We start from the raw sequence: 15,456 nt of genomic DNA on the forward strand, positions 1-15,456 counted from the left end.
CGAAAGCTGATGTTCAGTTCTTTTTCTGCAGCACAAGAATTTTTTCGAGCCCCTGGGTCAGGATCTCACACTTCTGCTGTGCTGCCGCCAGTTTCGCCCGATCCTTTTCAAGCACTTCCTCCGGAGCGTTCTCGATAAATTTTTTATTGCCCAACTTACGGGTAAAAAAATCAACATCCTTCTGAATCTTCTCGATTTCCTTTTTCAGGCGCGCGGATTCCTCTTCAAGGTCAATCAAGCCGCTGAGAGGAATGAGGACCTCGACATTACCAGCCACCTGGGTCGCTACATCCTCGGGGCGCTCGATAGCTACGCCGACAACTAATTCCTCCACCCGCGCCAGACTGCCGATGGCAGCCTCTCCAGCGCGAATCTGCTCCACGGTGGACGCATCTTTGCAATCGAGCAACACCCTGATCTTTTGTCCCGGCGGCAAATCCAATTCACCGCGCACATTACGAATGGCTGAAACAATCGCCATGATCATTTCCATCTGGGTAACCGCCTGGGCATCAATGGCGATACCGCTACCACGGGGGAAAGCTGTCATCATGATTGACTTATCAGGACGTTGCCCCGGCAGAGCCTGCCAGATTTCCTCGGTGACAAAGGGCAGAATCGGGTGCGCCAGCCGCAACAGACTTTCGAGAACGGTAAAAAGAACCATCTGGGTTCGATGACGTTCCGCAGGATCAGTACCGTTGAGAGGTTGCTTGCTCAGTTCGACGTACCAGTCACAAAACTCGTGCCAGGTAAAGGTATAGAGAATAGAAGCAGCTTCGTTAAATCTATAATCTGCCAGGGCCTGATTCATCTGCGTGGCGGTCTGATCAAAACGGTGCAGAATCCACTGCTCTGCCGGGGCTAGCTCCCCTGAAGAGAAATCGATGGTCGTCGGATCAAAGTCCTCCAGATTGAGCAACGCAAAACGGCTGGCATTCCATAATTTATTGACAAAATGCCGGTAACCGCTGATCCGATCGGTAGACAGACGGATATCACGCCCCATGGCAGCAAAGGCACACAAGGTAAAACGAAAGGCATCGGCCCCATATTCATCAATCACGATCAGGGGATCGATAACATTTCCCTTGCTCTTGCTCATTTTCTGTCCCTGGGCATCACGTACCAGGGCATGGATATACACTTCTTTGAAGGGAACCTCGTCCATGAAACGCAGCCCCATCATCATCATCCGCGCAACCCAGAAAAACAGGATATCAAAACCGGTAACCAGACAGCTGGTTGGGTAAAATTTGTTCAGGGCCGGGGTTTTGTCCGGCCAACCCATGGTTGAAAAGGGCCACAATGCAGATGAAAACCAGGTGTCAAGGACATCGGTTTCCTGCTCAATAGCGGTGCTGCCGCAATGCTCGCAGGAACTGAGATCCTCACGGGACACACTGATCTGGTCGCAGTGGGAGCAGAACCAGGCAGGGATACGGTGGCCCCACCAGATCTGACGACTGATACACCAGTCCTGGATGTTGTACATCCACTCAAAATAGGTTTTTTCCCACTGCCGGGGGATAATCGCTGTTTGCCCGCTTTCGACTGCGGCAATGGCCTGTTCGGCCAAGGGTTTGACGGCGACATACCACTGCTTGCTCATGTAGGGCTCGATCACGGCATGGCAGCGATAACATTCCCCCACCGCATGGGTATAATCCTCAACCTTGGCGAGCAAACCCAGTGCGTCAAGATCAGCAACAACCTGCTTGCGCGCCTGGGCGGACGTCATTCCCTGATAAATGCCTCCATTTTCATTGATGCACCCCGACTCATCGAGCACATTAATAAATTCCAGGTCGTGGCGCTTGCCCACGGCAAAATCGTTGAAATCATGGGCCGGGGTCATCTTGACAGCCCCACTGCCAAACTCCTTATCAACATACTCGTCAGCGATGATGGGAATTTCACGATTGACCAACGGCAGCATCACGGTTTTGCCGATCAGGTCACGATAACGCTCATCATCGGCGGCAACGGCAACTGCTGAATCGCCCAGCATGGTTTCCGGACGCGTGGTTGCTACGACCAGATGGCAATCGCTGCCGACAACCGGATAGCGCAAGTGCCAAAGGTGCCCCTTTTTGTCATCATGTTCTACTTCCAGATCAGACAGGGCAGTATGACAGCGTGGGCACCAGTTGATCAGGCGGTTATCCCGGTAAATCAGGCCATCCTGGTAAAGACGCACAAAAACTTCACGTACCGCCCTAGATAAACCCTCGTCCATGGTGAAACGTTCACGCTGCCAATCGCAGGACGCGCCAAGGCGCTTGAGCTGGTTGATAATCTGGCCACCGGAAGTCTGTCGCCATTGCCACACCCGCTCGATAAAGGCTTCACGGCCGAGTTCGTGACGATCCAGCCCTTCGGCATGCAATTGCTTCTCCACCACGTTCTGAGTCGCAATACCGGCATGATCGGTACCGGGCATCCACAGCACTTCATAGCCACACATCCGCTTCCAGCGGCACAGAATATCCTGCAGGCTGTTATTCAGGGCGTGCCCCATATGCAGGACACCGGTGACATTGGGTGGTGGAATAACAATGGAATAACCCGGTCGCGTTGAATCATCGTGGGCGCAGAAATCGCCGCGCTGCTCCCAGATATCAAACCATTTTTGTTCTATCTGTGCCGGATCGTAAGCCTTGGGCAATGATATGCTCATTGTATCTAGGTCCTTTTTACTGCAATCAAGGTAATATGATTTATATGGAGGAGGGGTGCTTCCGACGGGGACAATAAAGCGGGGAGGCAAAAGATGTCAAGATCTCCTTTGCCTCCCCGCCGGTGTTTTACTGGTTTTCCTGTTTGCCTGAATAAAGATCCTTATCTCAGGATTCTCCACGCTTGATTTTTTCAATTTCGGCACTGATCATCGTTTCTGCCAGATCTGGAACAACCTCCCAGACGGTCTTTTCCAGCATTTCGCGCGCAAGTCGCTCGATCAGCGGGCCGGCTACTTTTTCGACAATCCGGGCGACCTCTTCTTCGGACAACTGTTGAAGCTGCCCTTCGACCATCTCGGCAGATGACAGCGTATCAGTGCCAGCCGGTGGAGGCTCAAAGGTTTCCGACTCAAACTGTCCAGTCTCCGCTGCGATTTCCTCGGATTCTGGATTCTCTTCAGATTCTACCTCAACCAAATCTGACTCTTCAAACTCGGCCTCGTAATCGACGGTTGAGTCGGCAACTGGTTCAACATCGTCCTCAGTGACCGCCATACTCTCGTCCACATCAGCGAAAGGATTCTCATCATTCGTGTCAACTGATAGACCTGTCACTTCTTCTTCATCAGCGACCTGGTTCTGTGGCGCAACGGAAAGATTGTCATACCCCTGGATTGAAGCTTCATATACTGACGTTTCAAGGGGTGCGGCAACCACGGCATCATCTTCCTCAAGCACGTCACCTTCGGTCAGATCAAGGATCTCATCATCGTTTGTGTCATCATCTGAAGCAAAAGCAAAAGCCTCTTCGTCAGCAGAAACTTCATCAGCCACTTCTTCCTCGGCCGCCGTCAGGTCAATAAAGTTTGCGGAATCCTCGATCAGTTCTTCCTCCTGATCAAGCTCCTCCTCCATCAATTCCAGCTCGTCGTCTTCAGTCGTTGCGCTATCAATACTATTGTCAGCTTCCAGAGTATTTTCAGACTCAAATGCGAAGCCCTCGGCGAGCTCATCCTTTTCAACACCTTCGCCGAAGGCTGATTCTTCCACTTCGGCATCTTCTTCGTTGGCAGGTTGATCGGTGACAAATTCGAATTCTTCTTTCGATTCATCATTTAGCGGCTCAAAATCAGGCATACCAGAATCTTCTGATGGTGTAGCTGATGATGGCGTTGAGACATAGGGGGCAAGCTGCTCGGGAGTCAACCCCTGGGCCGGCTCATATAAATCACTCTCGTCAGAGGAATGGTCTGCCGATTCTTCTTCATCCTCATCACTTGCAGCAAGCAGCTCCTGCGGCTTGAGATCTTCCTCCTCAAACGACACTTCGTCCCACAATTCACCATCAGTATCTTCTCTCGTGTCAGCGGTCTCGGCAACCTCATCAGCAAGATCAGCGCCGGGTTCTTCCAGGTCGACGGAGACGTCCTCTTCAGTTGCGAAGGAGGTATCAGCGTCCGCAACAACTGCCGGTGCTGCAGAGTCCTCTAGCTCCGAAGATTCATCTGCAACGTCACTATCCGTGGCATCAGCAAGACGTAAGGGGGGCATCTCAAAAAGAGCCGTTACTTTGTCAATCAGCGCCTGGGATTCAAATGGTTTGGTCAGCCAACCGTCAGCACAGACCTCTACCGCTCTGGCTTCATCAAACTCTTCGAAAGCACCGGGAAGCAGCAACACGGATGTGGTCCCCAGGTCGGGATGACTTTTGATCTCCCGACAAAGGTCAAAGCCGTTTTTTCCAGGCATCGCGATATCGGCAATCACCAGGTCGGGCTTGTGGACCAATGCCATTTCAAAGGCCTTGTCACCATCGCTGACAGTTAGCAGTTCATAATCTTCGGTCGCGAAAATAATTCCGACAACTTTTTGTATGGTAATACTGTCATCGGCCAGCAGCAGCTTCTTCTTCATTGAGCCTCCTTGCACCTGACAGCGTCAGGCAAATCGAACCGTTCCCCCGGGTTATTTCCATGGCCAACACGTCCACATCCAGAATGTTAAAAGTTCGCTCTTGATAATAGAAAGTACCAACCAGACAGGGCGCTTCCCTTTCGCGCGGAACCACCAGGGTTCCTTTATGGGCCGCAATAATACGACTGTTGGGTTGGGTTACAAAGGCTAAAGATCCGTATTCAGAATCAACCAGTACGAAACACTCAGTTTCGGATGAGCCAACGCTCCTGTCGCCCGTTTGACCAAAAAACACGATGGGAACCAAGGTCGACTCATGAACCAGCACATGATCCACTACCGCCGGCAATAACGGCAACGGATAAATTGGATTGCCCTGAATAATTCTGCGAATCTGAGCCAAAGGCACAGCATAATCATGTTTACCGGTTTGGAAAAGACCAAATGCTGTCATACGCGTGCTCGGCTTATGCCATAAAAACGTTCCGGCTCAAATACCATAAGCGGCGCGTCTTCTAACAGCAGAACCTGGATATCAGCATAGCCTGGAACAGTCCGCAGCAACGCCGGAACATGTGCCCTGCTGAGCAGAGCATTCGGTACCAGCCCTTCCACCTGATCAACCAGAATCGCCCAGTTTCCTTCCGAGCCCCGCAGCACCAGAGCACCACGTTGTGAAAGGCCGATATCTGACACCAACCCGAGCGAGAGGGTCGGATCAATCACCGGAATGGCTGTGTGCCGAAACTCCAGTGCGGCGACAATGCCCTGGCGCAGATCACTGCGCTGCACATCTAGACTCCCCGGCAACTGCTCCAGCACTTCAACAACATGATCCAGATCAAGCACAAAGCGAACACCTGCCAGAACAAATATCAGCATCTTTCCATCAGCTTTTGTCATGACCCCTCAAAGATGGCGTCGCAAAAGCACACCAACCGCTGCGTTGCTGGAATCGACTCACGGCTCTAACGTACGCAAGTACGCCTCAATGTTCGACAATCGCGCGCCTTGATTTTGGCGTTTATCAATTCGCCAATCTCAAAATAGCTTTTTTGCGAAAGCCTTCTCAACAGGTCCAAACTTGCTGATTTTCCATATAAACTGCAGCGACGCTAGCATAAAGATTAGAAAGTGTCAAGCTACTAACCGATGGCTCGTCACATAACCCGCCAAGGCTGTGGTAAAAACAGTTGTCGATGCAATGACAGGGCAAAACGATCAGTCATCCCCGCAACAAAATCAGCAACCGAAACGGCAAGACTGTCGCCCGGGCACTGATGACCACCACAAGCGAGAAAAACATCCCGGTTATCCATAAAATGCCCAAAGAGTTGGCGCAACAGGGCTGCGGCCTTGTCGAATTCGGCCTGCACACAAGGAGCCTGATAGACATGTTCAAACAACCAGCTGCGCAGGGCACAGATAGCCTGATCCATGTCCGGTGACAATTGAATGAGGCGATCAGACGGAACAGACTGTTGAATCAGATCGGTCACCATGTGGTTAATTCGCAGCGAATGTCGCTCACCAACAACAGCAACGATATCTCTCGGAACGTCCTCGTTACTGATAATCCCGCCCCGGATAGCATCATCCAGATCGTGACTGACATAGGCAATAATATCCGCAAGACGCACAATCTGACCTTCCAGGGTTTGAGCCCGCTGCGTTACTGCTGCCATGAGGGAACCGCCCTGCCCTTTCGAATGGTGAAGGATTCCGTCCCGCACTTCAAAAGTCAGATTCAATCCGGCACCCTCGTTTTCGAGGACGTCAACAACCCGCAGGCTTTGTTTGACATGATGAAAGCCCCCCGGCACCAGTTCATGAAGCACCCGCTCGCCGGCATGGCCAAAAGGCGTATGGCCAAGATCGTGAGCCAGGGCGATTGCCTCAGTAAGATCCTCGTTCAACTCCAGAGCACGCGCCACTGTCCGCGCTACTTGTGCCACTTCCAGAGTATGGGTCATGCGCGTACGATAATGGTCCCCTTGCGGAGACAGAAAAACCTGGGTTTTGTACTTTAATCGACGAAAGGCCTTACTGTGAAGGATACGATCACGATCATGCTGAAAAGCCGTGCGTATAGAACATACTTTGCCTTTGCGCAAACGACCTTTACTATTGACACTTAAACAGGCACCGTGAGCTAAATGTTCCATCTCGTTTTTTTCTTGTTTTTCTCGTATGTTCATGTGCACCTTGATCTGATTATTTTCCAAAGTCACTGGCATAATTACGGTGACTTCAGTTTCAGTTAGTTATAAAAAAAATAATGAACTAAAAATTGACAGATGATAGATTATTTGAATAGAAATAACTATTTCCTCTTGATTTTTTAGTGCAGGATGTTCTAGTTAACAACAACGGCTATTTTAATTCCATAAAATCAAAAAAAGAATAGCTCTTTACACCTAAAAACTAAAAAGGAGGCCAGAAAAAGAATGTCCACTATCATGAAAATGGCGGCTGATATTATTGCGGCGCACGCATCAACAACACCAATGACCAAGGAAGAGCTCATCGCCGAGCTAAGTGATGTCCATGCCGCCCTGGTGGCGCTGGAAAAAGGGGAAAATGTTACGCCGGAACCTGGCGATGACTCAGCCCCGATAGTCAGTCGCAAGAAAGCCTTTGGTAAAGAGGCTATTTACTGCATGATCTGTGGCAAGGGATTTAAAACTCTTTCACGCCACCTGAAAACGGCTCATGGTATGACTGCTGGAGAATATCGAAAAGCCTATGACATCCCTCGTACGCAATCACTGGCAGCTAAGAATTATTCCGAAAGCCGGCGACAAATGGCGGTTGAACGAGGTCTTGCCGACAATCTGGCCAAGGCACGAGCCAGTCGCAGCAAAAAGTAATCTAGTAACGCATAACAACCCAGGGGGATAGGTCATCAGCTATCTCCCCGGGTTGGCCTCTGTCATCACCCTACTCAAGACGAAACATCACATTGGCAAGGGCAGATCCTTGCTCATCCTCAATGACCACAGACCACTGGCCGATCCACTGCGGTAGAAACCGCTTTGAAGAAAAGGTGCGCCAGTCTGCTGACTGTACCGGCAGGGTAACTCGAGCCATTTCCTGATCTTCATAAAACCACACGTGGGTGATCTGCCTCTCGCTGGCGGCTCCGACAATCCGGGTGAAACAGTACAGCTTTCCGTAATCAGCAGGATAAACCTCCAGGCTGTCCACAGGCATGCGGTTTTCGATGGCGCTGGTAATGGAAACATCGACAACCTGAAGGTCCGATGCCTGAACAGAAAACGCCACAGTGCAGCAAATCACAAATAAAAATAGTTTATTAAACATAATTTAAGTCCCTCAGATGTCAATAATGGTCAATTGGATACCAGGTCAATTCCTGATACTGGCCAGAAAACTTTTGCCTGCCCGACATTCTAGTCCAAAATTCTCAGCAAGGGTAGCGCCGAGATCTGCAAAACTTTCACGTACTCCCAGATTGGTCGTTTCACTCAAATCCGGTGCATATACCAGCAAGGGGACATATTCACGCGTATGGTCAGTTCCGGGTGTTGTCGGGTCGCAGCCATGATCAGCGGTGATGATCAGCAGATCATCTCTTTTAAGACGTGGCAACAGTTGCGCCAACCAGCGATCAGCCTCTACCAGGGCGGCTGCAAAACCTTCGACATCGAGTCGATGTCCGTAAACCATATCAAAATCGACGAGGTTTGCCATGATCAGGCCAGCAGAAATTTGATCCAAGGCAGCAAGAATTTCCGCCATTCCCATCCTGTTGTCGGTTGTTGGAACACTCTGTTTCAAACCCCTTCCGGCAAAAAGATCACCGATTTTACCGATACCGCAAGTTGGGATCCCTTTTTTGTGCAACAGATCCAGCAAGGTGTCGGCCGGGGGCAAGCAGGAAAAATCGTGACGGCCACTGGTCCGATAAAAGGTATCTGAACTCTCACCGCGAAATGGACGGGCGATCACCCGACAGATACCATAGGGGCGCAGGGCTTCAAAGGTGGCGCGGCACAGTTCATAAAGACGGGTCGGGGGAAGAATATCTTCGTGGGCGGCAATCTGAAAAACCGAATCAGTACTGGTATAAATAATGGGACGCTTGCTGCGCAGATGTTCTTCACCAAGATCACGCAGAATATCGGTACCACTGGCCGCCGTATTGCCAAGGGGCTTGACCCCGGCGATATTGGCAAAAAGATCGACGATCTCAATTGGAAAACCAGCAGGATAAGTTGCAAATGGATGCTGCTGTATAACCCCGGTCAGTTCCCAATGGCCCGTAACCGAATCCTTGCCGGCGCTTTGCTCCGCCATCTTCCCCCAGCTTGCCAGCGGCCGCCGGGTCGGGGTTACTCCGGCAAGTGGTACAATACGGCCAAGCCCAAGGCGTTCTAACTGCGGCAAGTGAATACCGCCGACCGCGGCGGCAACATGCTGCAGGGTGGCTGCGTTTTCATCACCATAAGCGGCAGCATCCGGAAGCGCGCCAACGCCAACTCCATCAAAAACAATCAGCAGGACCCGCTTGTACATAATCCTCCCGATGAATCGTCAACTGCGGTCATCTCTTTTATAATCTTCACCCCTGAACTGGTGCCGATGCGCGTTGCTCCTGCCGCCATCATCTCATAGCAGCTTTTCAGGGAGCGAATGCCTCCGGCGGCCTTGACACCTATCCGCGCCTGCGCCGTTCGCGCCAGCAGCCGGACGTCTTCAGCGAGAGCACCGGATGAACCGAAACCGGTCGAGGTTTTGACAAAAGCTGCCCCAGCCTTAATGATACTCAACGTGGCCGCAATTTTCTGAGCGCTGTCAAGATAACAGCATTCAATGATCACTTTGACGCTCGCCGCCTGGGCCGCCATCACCACCTGGGCAACCTCTTCTTCAAGGCGATCAAAACGTTTTTCCAGCAGATGATTCAGGGCAATCACCATGTCAATTTCTTCAGCACCAGCCGCTACCAAATCGGCAGTTTCCTGTACTTTCTGACGTAGACCGCTGTACCCACAGGGAAAACCGACAACACTGCCGACCTTCACTGTCGAGCCGTAAAGGCGCTGCACCGCCAGAGAAACGTGCAAGGGAGGAACACAAACGGAGGCAAAACCACACTCTACAGCTTCTTCACACAGGTTGATAATCTGCCTTGAGGTAGCTGTAGGAGCGAGCAGCGTATGATCAATCATAGCAGCCAGGTTGGCCGCTGAAGGGCGGTCAGGTACGGTAAGCGGCATTGATTTTAACGTAGTCATAATTGAGATCAGAGGTGTAGTAGCTGGCTTCCCCTGCTCCCATATTCAGATCGATAGTGACAACGAAAGTTTCTTTTTTGAGCACAATACTGGCTTGAGCCTCACTGTCAGGGTCGATTGCGACCCCGGAAGCTACAATTGGAATGTTATCAAAACTGATATTAATACGACCCTGATCAAGCTCAATCCCGGAGTAGCCCACCGCTGCGATAATCCGCCCCCAGTTGGCATCTTCACCGAAAAAGGCAGTTTTTACCAGGGAGGAGGTGGCCACCGAACGGGCGGCCGTGCGTGCATCATCGGCATTTTTAGCCCCGACGACCCTGATCTGAACCATTTTTGTTGCCCCCTCACCATCACTGACAATCATTTTTGCCAGGTCCAGCAGTACCCTGTTCAGATGACCGGCAAAAATTGTCGCAGCTTCAGTTCCGGGACGAATCAGCTCACCGCCGGCGGCGCCATTGGCAAGTACCAGCACCGTATCGTTGGTCGAGGTGTCACCATCAACGGTAATTGAATTAAAACTCTCAGCTACCGCACAATGCAGCAATTCCTGCAGAAAGTCACTGTCGATACGGGCATCCGTTAACACAAAGCACAGCATGGTCGCCATATCTGGATGGATCATCCCGGCGCCTTTGGCAATGCCAAGAATGCCATAGGGATTGTCATCCTGCTCTTTGGCGCTGGCAATTTTTGTAAAGGCATCGGTCGTCATCATTGCCCGGGCAACCGCTTCGGCCTGACCCGGGTGTAAATCAGCAACGAGCATGGGGATAGAGCGTTCGAACGGGGCCACTGGTAACGGCACACCGATAACGCCGGTGGAAGAGACAGCAACCAGATCTTTTTCAATGCCCAGGGCTGCGGCCGTTATCGTTACCGTTTGCTCGGCACGCTGGATTCCCTCTGAACCGGTGCAGGCATTTGCGTTGCCACTGTTCACCAGAATCGCCTGGCAACGTCCGGCAGCAATGCGCGGGCGCGTCACCTCTAACGGGGCGGCAATGACCTGATTGCGGGTAAAAACGCCAGCGCAGTTGGCGGCGCAATCAGAAACGATCAGTGCCATGTCCAGCTTGTTGGATTTTTTGATGCCGCTGCCGACAGCAGAAAAACGATAACCATTCGGCATCACATGTTCCGTCATGAATCCCCCTTGAGAATATTGTAGGTCTGTTCCGTTGGCAGCAGCATACCGAAACTGGTGCCTTCGTCGCTGACTTCTTCAAGAAACACATCGCCGAGCATCCGGTCAATAACAACTTTGGTCAACGCCAACCCGATGCCGACACCATGGGGTTTTTCCGTGTCTATGTTGCCCAGTTGAGTGTAGGAACTGAAGATGCTGTCAAGTGCTGTAATCGGTACTTTGCGACCGTCGTTGTAAATCTGCACGTAGACATATTCAAGGCCTTCGTGCTGACACGGGCAAGCCCGCACCCGCAGAAGTCCGCCGGGACGATTAAACTTAACGGCATTATCAATCATGGCATGAAAAGCCATACCGAACTTCTCCTGATCGGCATAGATATCAGGCATCTCCTCATCAATATCGATTTCAATCTCCAGTCCCAGAGCGGTCATGCGGCTACTGAAATACTGAAAGGCATCGGCAATGGGCCAGGGAACCCCGAAAGCTTTCCAACGCCAGATTTCCCGCTCCGATTCAATGGAAAACAGCCGCAACATCCCGGTGACCAGACGATCGAGGCGCTGTCCTTCTTCGCGCACCTGCTTGAGATTTTCCTGTAGTTCAGCGTCACTGAGTTTCTCATAAAAAGACAGAGAAAGGTCGACATAACCCATAATGGAGGTGAGCGGGGTTTTCAATTCGTGGGAAAGGTTACAGACCAAACGGGTACGGGCACGATTTAATCTGACCAGATCTTCATTGATACGTTCAAGATCCGCAGTTTGTCGACGGAGATGGTGTACCAGGTCAAAGTTTTCCATAGCCAGAGCAACTTGACTGGCAATCGTCACGAGCAGACTCTGATCATCCAGATCGAAAGGCGCACCGGAGACCTTATTGTTGACGTTGATAACCCCAACGAGGGCATCACGAATAAAGATCGGCACGGAAAGCAGCGACTGATTTTTGTATTTATGACCGGCATCCAGGCTGGTAAAGCGGCGATCCTTTTCAATGTTGGTAATCAGCACCGGTTCTTTGGTTGCCACAACATGTCCCGAGATCCCTTCGCCCGAGGCAACCCGCACCCGATTAGCGACATCAGCATCGAGCCCGCGGGCCGAGGCGATATGAAGCATTCCATCTTCTTCAAGGAGCATCAAAGAAGCCAGTTCAACGCCGGCAGACTGAACGATTGAGTCAAGAATCTGGTCGAACAGCTGCTGCAGATCGCCACCGCTGCTTGCGGTTTCGCCAACTTTCTTCAGCAGGACCAGATCGGCCATCCGCCGCTGGGCTTCGCGCCGGGCCTCATCCTGATGGAGGTGATGATAGTAGGAGCTGATCCCCTGTCTGGCACTCGCCAGAACTTCATCGGGGGAAAAAGGCTGGGTCAGGTAATCAAGGGCGCGTTCTCGAAGTACCTCGCGCAAGGTCTTGAAGTCCTGTGCTGCAGAAAACATCACCACCTGGATCGCCGAACTATGCTGACGGGTGATGCGCAACACGTCCATCCCGCTGATATCCGGCAGGGTCAGATCGCAGAAGACCATGCTGACATGATGTTGATCAAGAAAACCGGCTATCCCTGTACCGCGGTCAAGACACAGCAACGGGCAGCCGATTTCTGCCAGGATTTGCTGAAGGTACTGAACCGTTTGGGACGCGGCACTGACGAGTAGAATGGCCGGTAGTTCAGTCGTATTTTTTCGCCCCTTATCTGCCATTTTTCACCAAAGCATCCCTCAGGAAAAGAACTCACTTACCACAACATTTTTTGTATTTTTGGCCACTTCCACAGGGACAGGGATCATTACGTCCGACTTTTTCTTCATCCCGGGTGATCGGTGTTTTCCCCTGCTCTTCAGTGTCCGAACGGTTCATGATGATTTTACGACGGCGCTGTTGTGCCTCAAGTTGTTCGACATCCTGCGGGCGTGCCAGCTGAATACGGTAAATTTTCTGGATAACCTCCTGACGTATCCGCCCCATCATATCCATAAACAGGGCATAAGCTTCACGCTTGTACTCCTGCTTGGGATTTTTCTGGCCATAACCACGCAGCCCAATCCCCTGTTTAAGATGATCGATCGACAGCAGGTGATCCTTCCACTGGGAATCAAGAGCTTGCAACAACAGTACCCTCATCAACTGCTGCATGACCTCAGGGGTGAATTCTTCGGTCTTTTCGTCAAGACGCCGATGCGCCAGATCTTTCAGCTGTTTTTCCAGGGCATCACGCGTTGCCTTGGTACGATCAACTGCTTCAAGCGCCGGCATGAAATAGAACTGGTTGAAGAAATCCTCGATCAGGCGATCCCAATCCCACTCAGCGGCAGGAGTTTTGTCGGGACAAAAAGAAGCAATCATATCCTCGATGGTTTCATCGACAATACTCACATAGGTGTCCTTGAGCTGCTCACCGGCCAACACCTCGCGCCGCTGGGTATAAACCACCTCACGCTGCTTGTTCATGACATCGTCATATTCAATCAGGTGCTTGCGGATGTCGAAGTTGTGAGCTTCGACCTTGCGTTGAGCATTCTCAATCGCTTTACTGATCATGCCATGTTCGATCGGCTCACCTTCAGGAATCTTGAGCTTGTCCATGACAAAGGCAACGCGCTGAGAACCGAAAATCCGCAGCAGATCATCTTCAAGACTCAGATAAAAACGGCTTTGACCGGGGTCACCCTGACGGCCTGAACGCCCACGCAGCTGATTATCGATACGCCGTGATTCGTGCCGTTCGGTACCAAGGATATACAAGCCGCCGGCAGCGAGGACCTCCTCGCGTTCGGCGCGGCAGCGCTGAACATAACCCGGCAGCAACTCTTCAAAGCGCGCCTGCGGATCTTCAGCCGTGGCAGCTTCACTGCGCGCCAGCATCTCCGGATTTCCGCCAAGAACGATATCGGTTCCACGACCGGCCATATTGGTAGCAATGGTTACCGCACCCTTACGACCGGCCTGGGCAACGATAAAGGCTTCACGCTCGTGCTTCTTGGCATTGAGGACATGGTGGGGCACACCACGTTTTTTGAGATGCTCGGAAAGCAGTTCCGACTTCTCGATGGAAATGGTACCCACCAGCACCGGCTGACCCCGCTGGTGACAATCGGCAATATCTTCCACCGTCGCCAGGAATTTCTCTTTGACGGTTTTATAGATCACATCGGATTTGTCGATCCGTTGCATCGGCCGATTGGTCGGGATCACTACCACTTCCAGCCTGTAGATTTCCTGAAATTCAGAGGCCTCAGTATCAGCGGTACCTGTCATCCCCGCCAGTTTGTTGTACATACGGAAATAGTTCTGGAAGGTGATCGTCGCCAGGGTCTGATTTTCATTGGCAATCTTTACCCCTTCTTTAGCCTCAACGGCTTGGTGCAGACCATCACTCCAACGTCGACCCGGCATCAAACGCCCGGTAAATTCATCGACGATATGGACCTCGCCTTCGTTGACAACATAATCAACATCACGCTCAAACAAAGCATGGGCCTTGAGGGCCTGATTGACGTGATGGACCAGTTCAATATTGCCGGGCTCGTAGAGATTTTCGACATTCAGCAGCTGTTCAACCTTGGCAACACCCTGCTCGGTCAGAGATGCGGATTTAGCCTTTTCATCGACGGTAAAATCACCGGTATGACGCTTGACCGTCTGACCGATTTTGCCGTCGCGCTCCTCAATGACCTCTCCTTTTTCAAGACGTGGAATAATCCGGTTGACGTTGTAGTACAGCTCACTGGAGTCTTCACTTGGACCGGAGATAATTAAAGGGGTTCTGGCTTCATCAATGAGGATCGAATCGACCTCGTCGACTATGGCATAGTGCAATTCCCGCTGAACATAATCCTCAAGCTCAAACTTCATATTGTCGCGCAGATAGTCAAAGCCAAATTCGTTATTGGTGCCATAGGTGATATCAGCGCCATATGCGGCCTTGCGCTGGGCATCAGTAAGACCATGCACAATACAATCGACACTCAAACCCAGAAAACGATAGATGGTCCCCATCCACTGCGCATCACGGCGCGCCAGATAGTCGTTGACGGTAACAACATGTACCCCTTTGGCCGGCAGGGCATTCAGATAGATCGGCAGGGTGGCCATCAGGGTCTTCCCCTCACCGGTTTTCATCTCAGCAATCTTGCCATCATTGAGAACCATGCCACCGATCAACTGGACATCAAAATGACGCAGACCAAGAACCCGTTTGCTGGCCTCCCGTACCACTGCGAAGGCCTCAGGCAACAACTGGGCCAACTCCTCACCTTTGGTCAGGCGCTGGCGAAATTCAGCTGTTTTATTCTGAAGTTGTGCATCGCTGAGTTGTTCGAATTCAGGTTCCAGAGCATTAATTTTTTCGACCTGTGGCCGCAGTTTTTTCAGATTACGTTCATTTTTGCTGCCAAACATTTTAACGAGAAGATGACGAATCATGTGAGGTAGGTAC

At 51.5% G+C, this 15,456-nt stretch carries 12 protein-coding genes; 1 reads left to right on the top strand and 11 read right to left on the bottom strand.

Annotation, left to right across the window (positions count from 1 at the left end):
• Nucleotides 1-13 precede the first annotated feature (13 nt).
• From AC1931_RS04235 to AC1931_RS04255, 5 genes are all read right to left on the bottom strand, one after another.
• Nucleotides 14-2,680: a valine--tRNA ligase gene (locus AC1931_RS04235; protein WP_483875978.1), complete on the bottom strand. Its 2,667-nt coding sequence runs from the start codon at nt 2,678-2,680 to the stop codon at nt 14-16.
• A gap of 166 nt (nt 2,681-2,846) precedes the next feature.
• Nucleotides 2,847-4,595, bottom strand: a complete 1,749-nt coding sequence (locus tag AC1931_RS04240) for a response regulator (RefSeq protein WP_483875979.1) — start codon at nt 4,593-4,595, stop codon at nt 2,847-2,849.
• Nucleotides 4,567-5,049: a chemotaxis protein CheW gene (locus AC1931_RS04245; protein ID WP_483875980.1), complete on the bottom strand. Its 483-nt coding sequence runs from the start codon at nt 5,047-5,049 to the stop codon at nt 4,567-4,569. The genes AC1931_RS04240 and AC1931_RS04245 overlap by 29 nt, the downstream gene beginning before the upstream one ends.
• The gene (locus tag AC1931_RS04250; RefSeq protein WP_483875981.1) at nt 5,046-5,498 is read right to left on the bottom strand and encodes a chemotaxis protein CheW; all 453 of its coding nucleotides are present in this window, start codon (nt 5,496-5,498) and stop codon (nt 5,046-5,048) included. The genes AC1931_RS04245 and AC1931_RS04250 overlap by 4 nt, the downstream gene beginning before the upstream one ends.
• 257 nt (nt 5,499-5,755) lie before the next feature.
• Entirely contained in the window at nt 5,756-6,793 is a 1,038-nt protein-coding gene (locus AC1931_RS04255) for a deoxyguanosinetriphosphate triphosphohydrolase (protein ID WP_483875982.1), read from the bottom strand.
• A gap of 249 nt (nt 6,794-7,042) precedes the next feature.
• Between AC1931_RS04255 and AC1931_RS04260 the strand changes: the two genes are divergently transcribed.
• Nucleotides 7,043-7,465, top strand: a complete 423-nt coding sequence (locus AC1931_RS04260; protein WP_483875983.1) for a Ros/MucR family transcriptional regulator — start codon at nt 7,043-7,045, stop codon at nt 7,463-7,465.
• A 70-nt stretch (nt 7,466-7,535) separates the two neighbouring features.
• On the opposite strand, the gene AC1931_RS04265 is transcribed toward AC1931_RS04260, so the two are convergent.
• Genes AC1931_RS04265 through secA form a run of 6 tightly spaced genes read right to left on the bottom strand, consistent with a single transcriptional unit; the run spans nt 7,536 to nt 15,443 of the window.
• Nucleotides 7,536-7,919 (bottom strand): DUF2914 domain-containing protein, encoded by a 384-nt coding sequence (locus tag AC1931_RS04265; RefSeq protein ID WP_483875984.1) that lies wholly within the window; start codon nt 7,917-7,919, stop codon nt 7,536-7,538.
• 45 nt (nt 7,920-7,964) lie between these two features.
• A complete protein-coding gene (locus AC1931_RS04270; protein WP_483875985.1) occupies nt 7,965-9,134 on the bottom strand; it encodes a phosphopentomutase in 1,170 nt (389 codons plus the stop codon).
• Entirely contained in the window at nt 9,113-9,838 is a 726-nt protein-coding gene (deoC, locus tag AC1931_RS04275; RefSeq protein ID WP_483875986.1) for a deoxyribose-phosphate aldolase, read from the bottom strand. The genes AC1931_RS04270 and deoC overlap by 22 nt, the downstream gene beginning before the upstream one ends.
• Nucleotides 9,819-10,997: a bifunctional glutamate N-acetyltransferase/amino-acid acetyltransferase ArgJ gene (gene argJ, locus AC1931_RS04280; RefSeq protein WP_483876165.1), complete on the bottom strand. Its 1,179-nt coding sequence runs from the start codon at nt 10,995-10,997 to the stop codon at nt 9,819-9,821. The genes deoC and argJ overlap by 20 nt, the downstream gene beginning before the upstream one ends.
• An 8-nt stretch (nt 10,998-11,005) precedes the next feature.
• The gene (locus tag AC1931_RS04285; protein WP_483875987.1) at nt 11,006-12,721 is read right to left on the bottom strand and encodes a GAF domain-containing protein; all 1,716 of its coding nucleotides are present in this window, start codon (nt 12,719-12,721) and stop codon (nt 11,006-11,008) included.
• Nucleotides 12,722-12,752: 31 nt separating this feature from the next.
• On the bottom strand, nt 12,753-15,443 hold the full coding sequence (gene secA / locus AC1931_RS04290; protein WP_483875988.1) for a preprotein translocase subunit SecA: 2,691 nt from the start codon (nt 15,441-15,443) through the stop codon (nt 12,753-12,755).
• Nucleotides 15,444-15,456 lie beyond the last annotated feature (13 nt).

Source organism: Pelovirga sp. C15f (genome assembly GCF_057178085.1).

Bases quoted from the DNA above. Each gene is read 5' to 3' on its own strand.
- AC1931_RS04260 (WP_483875983.1), top strand. From the start codon at position 7,043: ATGTCCACTATCATGAAAATGGCGGCTGATATTATTGCGGCGCACGCA.
- AC1931_RS04270 (WP_483875985.1), bottom strand. From the start codon at position 9,134: ATGTACAAGCGGGTCCTGCTGATTGTTTTTGATGGAGTTGGCGTTGGC.
- AC1931_RS04255 (WP_483875982.1), bottom strand. From the start codon at position 6,793: ATGAACATACGAGAAAAACAAGAAAAAAACGAGATGGAACATTTAGCT.
- secA (WP_483875988.1), bottom strand. From the start codon at position 15,443: ATGATTCGTCATCTTCTCGTTAAAATGTTTGGCAGCAAAAATGAACGT.
- deoC (WP_483875986.1), bottom strand. From the start codon at position 9,838: ATGCCGCTTACCGTACCTGACCGCCCTTCAGCGGCCAACCTGGCTGCT.
- AC1931_RS04240 (WP_483875979.1), bottom strand. From the start codon at position 4,595: ATGAAGAAGAAGCTGCTGCTGGCCGATGACAGTATTACCATACAAAAA.
- AC1931_RS04245 (WP_483875980.1), bottom strand. From the start codon at position 5,049: ATGACAGCATTTGGTCTTTTCCAAACCGGTAAACATGATTATGCTGTG.
- AC1931_RS04265 (WP_483875984.1), bottom strand. From the start codon at position 7,919: ATGTTTAATAAACTATTTTTATTTGTGATTTGCTGCACTGTGGCGTTT.
- AC1931_RS04285 (WP_483875987.1), bottom strand. From the start codon at position 12,721: ATGGCAGATAAGGGGCGAAAAAATACGACTGAACTACCGGCCATTCTA.
- AC1931_RS04250 (WP_483875981.1), bottom strand. From the start codon at position 5,498: ATGACAAAAGCTGATGGAAAGATGCTGATATTTGTTCTGGCAGGTGTT.
- AC1931_RS04235 (WP_483875978.1), bottom strand. From the start codon at position 2,680: ATGAGCATATCATTGCCCAAGGCTTACGATCCGGCACAGATAGAACAA.